8 protein-coding genes and 2 rRNA genes are annotated in these 13,532 nt (G+C 39.9%); 7 read left to right on the plus strand and 3 right to left on the minus strand.

The features are described 5' to 3' along the window. Positions 1-214 precede the first annotated feature (214 nt). From IR083_RS08995 to IR083_RS09010, 4 genes are all read left to right on the plus strand, one after another. Positions 215-3,103 (plus strand): 23S ribosomal RNA (locus tag IR083_RS08995). Positions 3,104-3,279: 176 nt separating this feature from the next. Continuing rightward, positions 3,280-3,388: ribosomal RNA gene (gene rrf / locus IR083_RS09000) — 5S ribosomal RNA — on the plus strand. Between the two features lie 160 nt (positions 3,389-3,548). Beyond that, entirely contained in the window at positions 3,549-4,658 is a 1,110-nt protein-coding gene (locus IR083_RS09005; protein ID WP_194224042.1) for a glycosyltransferase family 4 protein, read from the plus strand. Between the two features lie 221 nt (positions 4,659-4,879). Then, on the plus strand, positions 4,880-5,638 hold the full coding sequence (locus IR083_RS09010) for a glycosyltransferase family 2 protein (RefSeq protein WP_194224043.1): 759 nt from the start codon (positions 4,880-4,882) through the stop codon (positions 5,636-5,638). 81 nt (positions 5,639-5,719) lie between these two features. Here the strand turns inward: IR083_RS09010 and IR083_RS09015 are convergent, their stop codons facing one another. Then, entirely contained in the window at positions 5,720-7,261 is a 1,542-nt protein-coding gene (locus IR083_RS09015) for a CotH kinase family protein (RefSeq protein ID WP_194224044.1), read from the minus strand. Between the two features lie 220 nt (positions 7,262-7,481). Here IR083_RS09015 and gyrB point away from each other — a divergent pair, with 220 nt between their 5' ends. The 3 genes from gyrB to IR083_RS09030 all read left to right on the plus strand — a co-directional run bounded on the left by gyrB (position 7,482) and on the right by IR083_RS09030 (position 11,906). Then, positions 7,482-9,437, plus strand: a complete 1,956-nt coding sequence (gyrB, locus tag IR083_RS09020) for a DNA topoisomerase (ATP-hydrolyzing) subunit B (RefSeq protein WP_006797504.1) — start codon at positions 7,482-7,484, stop codon at positions 9,435-9,437. Between the two features lie 1,048 nt (positions 9,438-10,485). Next, positions 10,486-11,475 carry a M28 family peptidase gene (locus tag IR083_RS09025; RefSeq protein ID WP_006797506.1) on the plus strand — a complete coding sequence of 330 codons (990 nt, stop codon included), beginning with the start codon at positions 10,486-10,488 and terminating at the stop codon, positions 11,473-11,475. A 2-nt stretch (positions 11,476-11,477) separates the two neighbouring features. Next, on the plus strand, positions 11,478-11,906 hold the full coding sequence (locus tag IR083_RS09030) for a SufE family protein (protein WP_006797507.1): 429 nt from the start codon (positions 11,478-11,480) through the stop codon (positions 11,904-11,906). A gap of 9 nt (positions 11,907-11,915) precedes the next feature. Here the strand turns inward: IR083_RS09030 and IR083_RS09035 are convergent, their stop codons facing one another. Further along, positions 11,916-12,557 (minus strand): thiamine diphosphokinase, encoded by a 642-nt coding sequence (locus IR083_RS09035; protein WP_044215267.1) that lies wholly within the window; start codon positions 12,555-12,557, stop codon positions 11,916-11,918. A 33-nt stretch (positions 12,558-12,590) separates the two neighbouring features. Continuing rightward, positions 12,591-13,298: a hypothetical protein gene (locus IR083_RS09040; protein WP_194224045.1), complete on the minus strand. Its 708-nt coding sequence runs from the start codon at positions 13,296-13,298 to the stop codon at positions 12,591-12,593. Between the last annotated feature and the right edge of the window lie 234 nt (positions 13,299-13,532).

Consider the following 13,532-nt stretch of genomic DNA (forward strand, 5'->3'; position numbering starts at 1 on the left):
GTCAACGGTTCGAATCCGTTATTCTCCACTACTCAATTGAAAGTAGACAATTGAGAGTTGAAAGTTTAAAAATTTTCCACTTTCCATTTTCCACTCTCCATTAGAGAACGATCTTTGACATGATGTAAAAAAAGAGCAAGTAAAGTTAGATTATAAAAATAATCTATCAAACCCTGCTAATAAACTACCTTCGGGTACTTTATTAGATAGAAAAAAAGAAAGTAGGAAAGGGCACATGGGGGATGCCTAGGCTCTCAGAGGCGAAGAAGGACGTGATAAGCTGCGATAAGCTGCGGGAAGGTGCAAATAACCCTTGATCCGTGGATTTCCGAATGGGGCAACCCAATATCCGAAGAGGATATTACACTATGTATGTAGTGAGCAAACGCGGGGAACTGAAACATCTAAGTACCCGTAGGAAAAGAAAATAAAAATGATTCCCAAAGTAGTGGCGAGCGAAATGGGAAAAGCCCAAACCGATATTGTTTAGGCAATATCGGGGTTGTAGGACTGCGCCGTGGCAAGAAATATTTGAAGTAGAACGCTTTGGAAAGAGCGATCACAGAGGGTGATAATCCCGTATACGAATCAGATATGAAGCCTAGCAGACTCCTGAGTAGCGCGGGACACGAGAAATCCTGTGTGAATCTGCCGGGACCATCCGGTAAGGCTAAATACTCCTGAGAGACCGATAGTGAACCAGTACCGTGAGGGAAAGGTGAAAAGCACCTCGAACAGAGGAGTGAAAGAGACCCTGAAACCATGTGCCTACAAGCGGTCGGAGCATTAAATTGTGACGGCGTGCCTTTTGCATAATGAACCTACGAGTTACTCTTACTGGCAAGGTTAAGTACAATGATGTACGGATCCGAAGCGAAAGCAAGTCTTAACAGGGCGCTTTAGTCAGTAGGAGTAGACGCGAAACCAAGTGATCTACCCTTGGGCAGGTTGAAGTTTGGGTAACACCAAATGGAGGACCGAACCGGTAAGCGTTGAAAAGCTTTCGGATGACCTGAGGGTAGGGGTGAAAGGCTAATCAAACTTGGAGATAGCTCGTACTCCCCGAAATGCATTTAGGTGCAGCCTCGGCTTATAACTTATGTCAGGTAGAGCGACTGATTGGATGCGAGGGCTTCGCCGCCTATCAAGTCCAGATAAACTCCGAATGGGCATAAGATTTTACCGGGAGTGAGGGCATGGGTGCTAAGGTCCATGTCCGAGAGGGAAAGAACCCAGACCATCAGCTAAGGTCCCCAAATACATGTTCAGTTGAATTAACGAAGTATGACTACTAAGACAGCTAGGATGTTGGCTTGGAAGCAGCCATTCATTTAAAGAGTGCGTAACAGCTCACTAGTCGAGTGGTCGTGCGTGGATAATAATCGGGCATAAACATGTTACCGAAGCTATGGGATAAAATATTATCGGTAGGGGAGCATTCTACTCGGCGTTGAAGGCGTACCGTCAGGTATTCTGGAGCGTGTAGAAAAGCAAATGTAGGTATAAGTAACGATAAAGGAGGTGAGAAACCTCCTCGCCGAAAGACTAAGGTTTCCTGATCAACGCTAATCGGATCAGGGTAAGTCGGACCCTAAGGTGTAGCCGAACGGCGAAGCCGATGGAAGAACCGGTTAATATTCCGGTACTGTTATACAGAGTTATGTGGGGACGCAGGAGTGACACTGCTGCCAAGTGACGGATTACTTGGTTAAAGGAAGTAGACGTAGATTACGGTAGGCAAATCCGCCGTGAGAGTTGAAACTGATAGTACTACAATCCTTCGGGAGCGTAGATAATGCAGGTAAACAGACTGCCTAGAAAAACCGCTAAACGCTAATCTGTATAGCAACCGTACCACAAACGGACACACGTAGTCGGGTTGAAAATACTAAGGCGCTCGAGCGATTCACAGTTAAGGAATTAGGCAAAATGACCCTGTAACTTCGGGATAAAGGGTGCCAGCTGGAAGGCTGGCCGCAGAGAATAGGTCAAGGCAACTGTTTAACAAAAACACATGGCTATGCAAATTTGAAAGAAGAAGTATATAGCCTGACACCTGCCCGGTGCTGGAAGGTTAAGAGGAGATGTCATGAGCAATCAGAAGCATTGAATTGAAGCCCCAGTAAACGGCGGCCGTAACTATAACGGTCCTAAGGTAGCGAAATTCCTTGTCGGGTAAGTTCCGACCTGCACGAATGGTGTAATGATCTTGACACTGTCTCAACTGTGATCTCGGTGAAATTGTAGTATCGGTGAAGATGCCGATTACCCGCGATGGGACGAAAAGACCCCGTGAACCTTTACTATAGCTTTACATTGATTCTGGGCACTTGATGTGTAGGATAGGCCGGAGGCTATGAAGCAGGTACGCTAGTACTTGTGGAGCCACCCTTGAAATACGGCCCTTTAATTGTTTGGAATCTAACCTGTTGATACAGGAACAGTGTATGGTGGGTAGTTTGACTGGGGTGGTCGCCTCCAAAAGAGTAACGGAGGCTTCTAAAGGTGTGCTCAGGACGATTGGTAACCGTTCGTAGAGTGTAATGGTATAAGCACGCTTGACTGAGAGACCCACAAGTCGATCAGGTAGGAAACTAGAGCATAGTGATCCGGTGGTTTCAGTATGGAATGGCCATCGCTCAAAGGATAAAAGGTACTCCGGGGATAACAGGCTGATCATTCCCAAGAGCTCATATCGACGGAATGGTTTGGCACCTCGATGTCGGCTCGTCACATCCTGGGGCTGGAGCAGGTCCCAAGGGTTGGGCTGTTCGCCCATTAAAGTGGCACGCGAGCTGGGTTCAGAACGTCGTGAGACAGTTCGGTCTCTATCTATCGTGGGCGCAGGATATTTGCGGAGATCTGACACTAGTACGAGAGGACCGTGTTGGACGGACCCCTGGTCTACCGGTTGTTCCGCCAGGAGCATCGCCGGGTAGCTAAGTCCGGATTGGATAAGTGCTGAAAGCATCTAAGTACGAAGCCGACTTCAAGATAAGATATCCATTAAGGGTGGTTGTAGACTACGACCTAGATAGGCTACAGGTGTAAAGGCAGCAATGTCATAGCCGAGTAGTACTAATTGCCCGGACGCTTTCAATGGTGCCAGTATACTCACCGTAGTCAACTGGCACCGAACAACAAACCAGAGGTTTGCTATATTAGGAATATAAGATAACGATACAGGCTCTTTTACATCAGTCAATATAGTTGAAAATTGAGAGTTGACAGTTACATATAAAACATTGTCCACTATCAACTATCCACTATAAAAAGCATTCAGGTGGTTATAACACCGGGGCTCCACCTCTTCCCATTCCGAACAGAGAAGTTAAGCCCGGTCGTGCCGATGGTACTGCGCAAGTGGGAGAGTAGGTTACCGCCGTTTTAAGAAGAGAAGTCCTTCACTATAGTAGTGAGGGACTTTTTTCGTTTGGGTATGGACAGTGATAATGATCTCTTTGAAAAATAGATAATCTTCATAGAAATAAGTAATTATGTAGAAAAAATAGTTAGCTTTATACCTTCATTCTGATTTTATAATTCTTATGAAAATCGTCTATATTGTTCATGATTATACAAACTCGGCGGGCATAGAGAGAGTTGTTTCTCTAAAATCGAATTACTTTGTTAATATAGGTTATGATGTGCATATTGTAAGTTGTTGCCATGAAGAAAAAGAGCCTTTTTTTGAATTTGATTCCAGGATCAAATTCTATAATTTAGCACTACCCTCAATTAGAGTAAAATACAAAAAACTTTTTGTTGATAGATTATCACTTTACCTGAAAGATGTAAAACCTGATATTGCGATTTCCACAGGAATGCGCGTAATGAATTATTTGTATGAGGTAAATGATGGCAGTAAAAAGATATTGGAGACTCATTTTTCAAAATATAGACGAAAATTTAAATTGGCAAAGCTTGAAAATAGTAAATTAGGGCGAATATTGTTAAATGCTTACTATTTTAAGTTCAACAAAATAGTAAGAAGATATGATAAGTTTGTTGTTTTAACGAACGAAGATAAAAAGTCGTGGCTTGTAGCTAATATTCCGAATATAGAGGTTATCCCGAACCCATTGACTTTTATTCCAGAGAAATCTTCGGATTTGAAAACCAAAAGAATTATCGCTGTCGGACGATATACTTATCAAAAAGGATTTGATCAAATATTTGATATATGGCATAAGATTGAATCTCTATATCCAGATTGGATTCTGACTCTGTATGGAACAGGAGCGAAAGGTGCAAAACTTAAGTCAAAAATACAAAGTTTGAATTTGGGGGGGCGTGTAGAATTACGGCCACCGGTAAAGGATATTTCAAAAGAGTTTCTTCATAGTTCAATTTTTGCATTACCATCTCGTTATGAAGGCTTACCTATGGTATTACTAGAGGCCATGGTATGTGGAGTACCTGCTGTATGCTTTGCCTGTAAATGTGGACCACGTGATGTAATAATTGACGGAGAAGATGGATTTTATGTTGAAATGGGTGACGAAAAAAAATTTAAAGAAAGACTGACTTTGTTGATGGATGATGTAGTTATAAGACAAAAAATGGGAAAACAGGCTCGTGAAAATATAATGTTTTTAAAAGAAGAGAATGTAATGCCTAAATGGATATCTCTTTTTGAAGGGCTTTTCGTTCCATGATATTGATTGGAACTATGCTTGTTATCTGAATCATATGATTGTCATATTCATTTTAACTTGAGTACTTAGATATCGAAGTAATATATATCTTTGATTGTTCGTAACTATTAGCAGGTGAGGTTTTCAAAGTTTTAAATGAACAGTTAGATTGTTGTGTGAGATATCTGAGTGATATATTGAAAAAAAACACACTATCTTTGTGGATTCATAAATAAAAAGATATGCCAAAGATTTCTATTATAACACCTACTTACAATTCAGAAAATACAATACATGGAACAATTGAAGCCTTACTCAGGCAAACATTTTCTGATTTCGAATACATCATTGTTGATGGTGTCTCCAAAGATAATACAGTGGAGAAAATAAAAAGCTATATACCTGCTTTTGAGCAGAAAGGGGTAAGTGTGCGAATGTTGAGCGAGCCGGATAAAGGTGTTTACGATGCAATGAATAAGGGGATTACTCTGGCGCAAGGAGAGCTTGTGGGGATTACAAATTCTGATGACTGGTACGAAGATAATGCTTTGGAAGTAATGTGGGATAAGTTTACTGATGGAGAAGTAAATCGATCTAACTGCATGATATATGGTATTGAACGGGTTTGGAAAGATGATAAGATATTTAATGTACAACGACGTGGTGCTGCTTTCATCTCTGAGAGCGTATTGCCGCATTCAACTTTCTTCGTGTCAAAGGCTGTCTATGATAAATTCGGAGCTTTCGATTTATCTGTAAAAGTATTGGCTGATTATGATTTTATTTGCAGATGCGCAAGCCAAGGTGTGAGTCTGGAAGAAGTGGATGTTGTAATATCTAATTTTAGATTAGGCGGTATATCCTCTTCATACTTTGATTTTTATTCCGATTATTATGAGATAAAGCATAAATATGGATTTATTGATAATAAGAAATATAAAGAATTAAAGTTTGTTCTGAAGGTGAAAAAGCTTATTAATAAGGTGGCAAAGAGGTGGTAATTATAATTTAATGTAGCAGATATAACAAATGAGGGTATTGCATCAATTGCAATACCCTCATTTATTAATATGGGTTGGAGTTTATTTCAATGTCTGATCCATCCAGTTTATTCTTCTGGTAAGCCAATCTTTCAAATAATTGACTTCTCCTTGATAACTACCTGTTACAATAGGATTTGGCCATACAGCTTTATCTAATATCGGCCACCGCTTAAAGTTTTTATACTGGGATACTTTCATCCTGTCAGCTAATTCGTCGATAAATGGATACAGATTGCTGAGCTTGTCACTTCGCAACTCGATCCACCGGTCTGTCACCATTTTATCAAATTCTGCATGCTTAAAGAATTCTTGATACCAGGCAGCTTTAATCCGTGCATACCAGCCGGTTGTAATTTCGCAGCCTTCGTAGTTTACATTTCCAAAAGCGATATCGTAATCCCATACAGGGCCAAAGTATAACTTATCATTATCCCTGTCTTTATACACAAAAGTACTTAGGCGAAGATTACTATCCACATTTTTTGATAATTCACTTAGTAGAAGATAATCAATGAAGGATTTCATATCCAGGTATTTTGGTAGTTCGGAAACAGTGTTGATCCCATCTTTCCCGTAGATAATATTTTCTATGTTTTGAATATACTCACGGATATATTCCTTTTGAATAGCGGGGATGTCCTCTGGTCTGTTTACACAAAACACCATTTTTGCTTCTTCGGTTTCGAACCACACAGGTTCTCCTTTTCGCTCGTCTATTTCCAGCAGGTATCCACCTGAGATATTTGTATCAGATGGCCCCATTTCGGCGATATTCACCCTGTCCTTATCTATTCTTATATGTTCTCCGATCATATAATTACCAATGAAGTCACCGTTGAGAACGACATCTACATATTCCATACGTGGGGTATAGGCAAATCCCATACGACGGCTGATTTCAAAAGCGAGCTCATTTCTCATCAAGGTTTTATCAGAATAATTCGCTAATAAAACCCAATGTTTGTTTTTGGGCATGCCTAGTATTTCGCTGGACTTGCTTAATTTAAGACGGTATGGTTTCTTTTCCATTCCCCATGTACTGTTTCCCCGGCCTCTTATCTCGGTGGTAGCTTCGAGTAATTTTTCAACGATTTCACCTTTTTCATTCCGGGATTCAATAGTAATAGTGGCGTTTATATAATCTTCCTTTGATGTAATTGGCTTTCCATTCTCTGTGGTGATCGTCAAAAGAGGGTAATGGTGTCCTTCCGGATCGGGAATTACAGGAGGTGCAGCCTCCTGATTAATTTTTACAGTTTCAGACCTTTCTGCGGTTTTTACTGATAAAGATATTGAACGCACGGTCTCAATTGTATTCTCAGATGCTTTTACCGAGATGTTCATATTCCCTTTTCCACTTAAGGGGCTGATGGTTATCCAATCATTTTCTTCTACGATTATTTTCCATTCAGTGTTAGATTTTATCGAAAAAGTCTGTGTCTCGCCTTCTGCGCTGAATGACAATTCATTCTTAGACAGACTTAAATATTTGATATCTTCCTTGTTGTCATTCTTATCGGAACAACTGATTATGGAAAGCAAAAATATGAAGAACGTAAAGAGCAAAATTTTGTTTTTCATGAAGATTGATATATTAGGTGCATTTATCTTTTACAAAGAAAATAAGAAAATTGGATAATCAAAGATTTCCTTTTGTTTTATTGATATTTTATCTTCTATTTTGAGTGATAAAAGGGTTATTTATTTACTTGTTTTTCTCGATAAAAATTCGTATATTTGTTAGATTTTTGAACGCAAAACATTAGGTGATTATTCACCTTAAAAATAGCAAGAAATAAATATGACAGAGAAACAAAAAATGGCAGGCGAGTCTTATTCGGCGCAGAATATTCAGGTGCTTGAGGGTCTGGAGGCTGTAAGGAAAAGACCTGCGATGTACATTGGTGATATCAGCGAAAAAGGTTTGCATCATCTAGTGTACGAAGTTGTTGATAACTCTATTGACGAGGCCCTGGCTGGTTATTGTGACGATATAAAAGTTACTATTCACGAAGATAATTCTATTTCTGTAAAGGATAATGGACGTGGTATCCCGGTGGATATCATGGAGAAAGAGAAGAAATCGGCTCTGGAAGTTGTATTGACCGTATTGCATGCCGGAGGTAAATTTGACAAGGGAACTTACAAAGTGTCGGGTGGACTGCATGGGGTAGGGGTGTCATGTGTGAATGCTCTTTCTACACACCTGCGTGCTGAGATCCATAAGCAGGGCAATATATACGTACAAGAGTATTCTTGTGGCAAACCATTAACTGCTGTAGAAAAAATAGGTGAAACAAAGGATAATGGTACAACCATCACTTTCAAACCGGATGATACGATATTCACAGTTACCGAATATAAATATGATACACTGGCGTCGCGTCTTCGCGAGCTTGCTTTCCTGAATGCGGGAGTTCGTCTTTCGTTGACCGATCTTCGCCAGAAGAAAGAAGACGGGACTTTCCGTACCGATATATTCTATTCTGAAAGAGGATTAGAGGAATTTGTGCGCTATATAGATGCTTCAAAAGAGGCCTTGATTGATGATGTTATACACATTGTGACAGAGAAGCAAGGCGTTCCTGTAGAAGTAGCGATGACTTATAATACTTCTTATAATGAAAATGTCTATTCTTATGTAAATAACATTCATACTATCGAAGGCGGTACTCACCTTACAGGTTTTCGTCGTGCATTGTCGCGTACTTTGAAGAAGTATGCCGATGATATGAAGATGTTGGAAAAAGTCAAGATAGAAATCAGTGGAGACGACTTCCGTGAAGGTCTTACTGCTGTAGTTTCTATTAAAGTGGCAGAGCCGCAATTTGAAGGACAGACCAAAACAAAACTTGGGAACAATGAAGTTATCGGAGCTGTAGATCAGGCTGTAGGTGAAGCTTTAGGGCATTTTCTTGAAGAACATCCGAAAGAAGCTAAGATCATAGTTGAAAAAGTTATACTTGCCGCTACGGCTCGTGCTGCTGCACGTAAAGCCCGTGAAATGGTACAACGTAAATCTCCGCTTACAGGAGGAGGGCTTCCGGGTAAGTTGGCAGACTGTTCCAGTAAAGATGCTTCCAATTGCGAGATATTCCTTGTCGAAGGGGATTCTGCGGGTGGAACTGCAAAGCAAGGTCGTGACCGTGCATTTCAGGCTATCCTGCCTTTACGGGGTAAGATATTGAATGTAGAGAAAGCGATGCCTCACAAAGTATTGGAGAGTGACGAGATAAAGAATATATACACTGCTCTTGGAGTTTCTATCGGTACTGATGAAGATTCGAAGGAGTTGAATCTGGAAAAATTGCGTTATCATAAAGTAGTGATAATGACCGATGCGGACGTGGACGGTAGTCATATTGCTACATTGATTCTTACATTCTTCTTCCGTCATATGAAAGCTTTGCTAGAGAAAGGTTATGTGTATATTGCTACTCCACCGCTTTACTTATGTAAGAAAGGGAAAGTGGAAGAATACTGCTGGGACGACAGGCAACGCCGTGCCTTTATCGATAAATATGGTGATGGTGACGAGAACTCAATCCATACACAACGTTATAAAGGTCTTGGAGAGATGAATGCTATCCAGCTTTGGGATACAACAATGAACCCTGAACACCGTACCTTACGTCAGGTGACAATTGAGAATGCAGCTGAAGCTGATCATATTTTCTCCATGCTAATGGGTGAAGATGTTGCCCCTCGCCGTGAGTTTATAGAAGAAAATGCCACTTATGCCAAGATTGACGCCTAAGGGATTTTGACGATAAGAATGAGCCGCAGTAATGCGGCTTTTTTTGTAATAGCCTTAATCAGATAATATTTAGGGCAAACGCACGAAATCGAGGATTTTAGCCATTGATTTCATTTACATTTATTGACTGTATATAGTTAAAACCTGACACATCTGACATTTTTTGGACTATTTCCGCACTGTCATTTTTACATCCATTAATCATATATAGTTAAAAAGTAACATAGAAAACAATTAATAATTAAGAATGAATAATGCCAATCACCCTGCTGGCGCGGACTTCCAGTCCGTATCTTGTTGACAGGGCGAAAATGTTTGTTACGCAACATGCAGACGGGACGTCTGCGCGCCGATGTGCCAATGTCGCGAAGCGACGAACTCACTACCCACTACTTAAAACTCATCACTTATCATTTTATTTACGTTTATTAACTGTATTTAGTTAAAACCTGACACTTCTGACAGAATTTACAGTAAACAGTTAGCAGTAAACAGTAAATAACCCGTAACTGCTAAAAAGGTAACACTTGTAACACTCTGTACAATTAGTAGTAAACTATAACCAACTTTGTCGATGCTGAGTGAAGCGAAGCATCCCGTAAATAAAAAGACTCTGTGCTACTCCGTTTACTCTGTGGTTAAAAATACAAGGTAACAAAGGTTACACTTTTTTAGCTATTAGCTGATAGCTGTTAGCCAATAGCTTATGTACAAAACTTGACAAATCTGACTTTTTACACATTTTTTTATTATCACTTTCAATTTTCAATTTTCAACTTTCAACTAAAAAAACATTTGCTAATATGCTAACTTACAAACAACGTCCACCGAAGTGAAGACGAGGTAAATTTGCTAATTAATTATTTCAAAGAACTCCCTTTTCTTGTAAACTAGTATACTATCTACTAGTACACTTAAAAATAGCATAGATAAACTTTCTGCATAAAAACACATATTTCGTGCGTTTGCCCTTGATAATATTAAAATGACTTTAAGGATATCATATCATTTCTTATCTTTGCACCTGTATATTTTAACTGTAAATAAAATGACCTTTAAGAATATTATCGCTGTGTGCCTTATGCTGTCGCTGATAGCCTGTGCATGTAATAATAAAACTGCGTCAAAAGCAGTGGAAGCATACCAGAAAGTTTCGCCCGATTTCAATGCCGATAGTGCATATCAGTTTGTAGATAAGCAAGTCGCTTTCGGTCCCCGCGTACCTAATACCCCTCAGCATATTGCCTGCGGTGATTATCTTGTGGGCGAACTGAAGCGTTTCGGTGCAGACGTGCAGGAGCAAAAGATGGTGCTGACCGCATATGATGGAACAAAACTGAATTCCCGTAATATAATAGGTTCTTACGGACTGGATAAGAAGACCAGGGTATTGCTCTTTGCTCATTGGGATACACGTCCTTATTCAGACCACGACCCTAATCCGGATAATTATCACAAACCTGTGTTAGGCGCAAACGATGCTGCCAGTGGAGTAGGTGTGTTACTCGAAATAGCCCGTATCATTCAATCTCAATCTCCGGAAGTAGGAGTGGATATCATTTTCTTCGATGCGGAAGATTACGGTATACCTGAGTTTGCAGAGAAATCTGTTATCGAAGGAAATACATGGTGCTTAGGCTCCCAATACTGGGCTAAAAATCCGCATGTACCTAATTATAAGGCTAAATATGGTATTTTACTCGATATGGTAGGTGCCGATGGAGCTACTTTCTACAAAGAAGAATATTCACGCATTTATGCAAAGAATATTGTAGAAAAGATTTGGAGTACTGCCGGACAGCTAAACTTCGGAACCTTTTTTAAAGGTGATACTATAGGGGGTATTACCGATGACCATGTACCTGTGAATGAGGTGCGCCGTATTCCAAGTGTAGATATTATCGATTACAGACCAAATACGGAACACGGTTTTTTCCATTCGTGGCATACTCAGAAAGATGATATGAGCAACATCAGCAAGCAAACACTCGGAGTTGTCGGACAGACAGTCCTAGAGGTTATCTATAAGGAGAAATAAGAATGGCTACAATAAACGAATTACAAGACGAGATAATAGAAGAGTTTTCCATGTTCGACGATTGGATGGATCGTTATGCGCTCCTCATAGAACTGGGTAACTCCCTTGATAAACTGGATGATAAATCGAAGACAGAAGATAATCTTATAGTGGGATGCCAGAGTCGTGTATGGTTGCAGGCCGATTATGTCGATGGCAAAGTCGTATTTAAAGCAGAGAGTGATGCTGTTATCGTGAAAGGGATAATTGCCTTGCTTATCAAAGTTTTATCGAACAGAACTCCTGATGAGATTATCAATACCGACCTTTATTTTATAGAAAAGATCGGTTTGAAGGAAAATCTTAGTCCTACCCGTTCCAATGGGTTGGTTTCGATGATAAAGCAGATTCGTTTTTATGCCATGGCGTACAAGGCGAAGGAAATGGGATGACATTTTCTTTCAAAATGCCCGGTATACCACGGCCCGGCCTTTTGTCTCTATTGTAAACTCAGTGTCTGTACACTCATTCAGTGTTGCCTGCCACCAATTTGTAAACACATGATTATTTATTGGATATGCGAGGTTATGGGAGGTTAAAGGCATTTTGTCAATAGAGAAAAGTGACACTTGTTGCTTTACTTCACTTTCGAATATTGAGTCGGAATCAATAGCTACAAATACTCCATAATCCGTAACCATTTCCACATCGGCATCTTTCATATAATCGCATAGCAGGCTGATATTTGCTATTGTATGGTCTTCTCTTTTACCAGTCGCTCCCAGAATGGTAATATTGCGTTTACCTTGTTTTATACAGAATTGTACTGCTTTTGTCAGATCATTTGTTTCCTGTTCAGAGATGCGGTGTATGATATCTGCAAATTTAGATAAGCTATCCTCCGATAGCGAATCGCAGTCGCCAACAATAGCATCCGGTATCAAATTGGTTTTAGCCAGATTATTAATAGCTCCGTCGCAGCAAACAAGGTATTTACTGTTATTTAATATTGCCAAAGCAACGGGGTGGGCAGGGAATTCTCCGTTTGCTAATATTACTGTTTTCGTTTCTCCGTAAGGATACGGCATGTTGTATCTTTTCATTCTGAATGTTCTATAGCCTATAGAACAGCAAAGTTAGCGATTAGTTCGGTTTTTTAATCCATCCGTCTCCTCATTTTGTTCGAATGAGCTGACAGGTTTTGCTGAGTTTGAATTGCCGGACAGGTCAAACTCTTTCACTTCCTCTTGTCCTGCGCTGTCGAAGTTAAACATCTTGTATTGCTGTCCGTCTTTATCGACTCTTACACCCCATGTTTTGCTTTCAGGAGTGTGCCAGAAGGTACATTTCCATATGTTGCCGTCGGTTTTGTTGTAAACGCCCTCAAATTCGAGATATTCTAATACATCGTTATATCCAAAAGCATCCCGCCCGCTTTCATAATCTATGATTGAGCAATTACCGCGGGCATCACATTCGATCCATTTACCTACTTTTACCTGTAGAGGCAATAATACTCCTTTTTGCTTTAAACTCCCATTGGGATAAAACTCTTTATAAATGGTATGGATGGCAGGGTATGCAGGCTTTTCGAATATTTCGATATTGGAATTGCGTCTGTACGCTTTTGCCTGTACTTGTGTTCCGTCAGTCTTGGTTTCCGTATAATCCAAGATAGAGCCTTTAAACTTGGAATTGTACTGATTTGTATTTAATTTTTCGCTGTTAATAGCCACTTTAATATTGGGGTAAATTTCGGTGAAAGCCGATTGAGCCGTTGTTTCGGTGAAAACCATTAATATGAGAACTGCGAAAATTGCCGGTTTTAATATAGTTGTTTTCATACGTAAATAAATTATAGTTTATAGTCCCTAAATAGGACTTTTAGTTATTAAATCATTATTTCAGGCGAAACAAGAGAGAGCACTTATCGTAATAAATGCATGGTTATTGGATATATTAAAAGGGAACAGCCAAGAAGATTAAAATTTCATACACGTGCTCACAGGTCACAATCTTTGGTGCTAAGCTGTTGAAGTCAGTTTCATAATCGGCTTATGTGTTACCTTTGAGATAAC

Source organism: Dysgonomonas sp. GY75 (assembly GCF_015234155.1).
Classification (GTDB): Bacteria; Bacteroidota; Bacteroidia; order Bacteroidales; family Dysgonomonadaceae; genus Dysgonomonas; species Dysgonomonas gadei.

What these genes read in the sequence shown, in the direction of transcription:
- IR083_RS09025 (WP_006797506.1), top strand. Translation starts at nt 10,486, where the DNA reads ATGACCTTTAAGAATATTATCGCTGTGTGCCTTATGCTGTCGCTGATA.
- IR083_RS09035 (WP_044215267.1), bottom strand. Translation starts at nt 12,557, where the DNA reads ATGAAAAGATACAACATGCCGTATCCTTACGGAGAAACGAAAACAGTA.
- IR083_RS09010 (WP_194224043.1), top strand. Translation starts at nt 4,880, where the DNA reads ATGCCAAAGATTTCTATTATAACACCTACTTACAATTCAGAAAATACA.
- IR083_RS09015 (WP_194224044.1), bottom strand. Translation starts at nt 7,261, where the DNA reads ATGAAAAACAAAATTTTGCTCTTTACGTTCTTCATATTTTTGCTTTCC.
- gyrB (WP_006797504.1), top strand. Translation starts at nt 7,482, where the DNA reads ATGACAGAGAAACAAAAAATGGCAGGCGAGTCTTATTCGGCGCAGAAT.
- IR083_RS09040 (WP_194224045.1), bottom strand. Translation starts at nt 13,298, where the DNA reads ATGAAAACAACTATATTAAAACCGGCAATTTTCGCAGTTCTCATATTA.
- IR083_RS09005 (WP_194224042.1), top strand. Translation starts at nt 3,549, where the DNA reads ATGAAAATCGTCTATATTGTTCATGATTATACAAACTCGGCGGGCATA.
- IR083_RS09030 (WP_006797507.1), top strand. Translation starts at nt 11,478, where the DNA reads ATGGCTACAATAAACGAATTACAAGACGAGATAATAGAAGAGTTTTCC.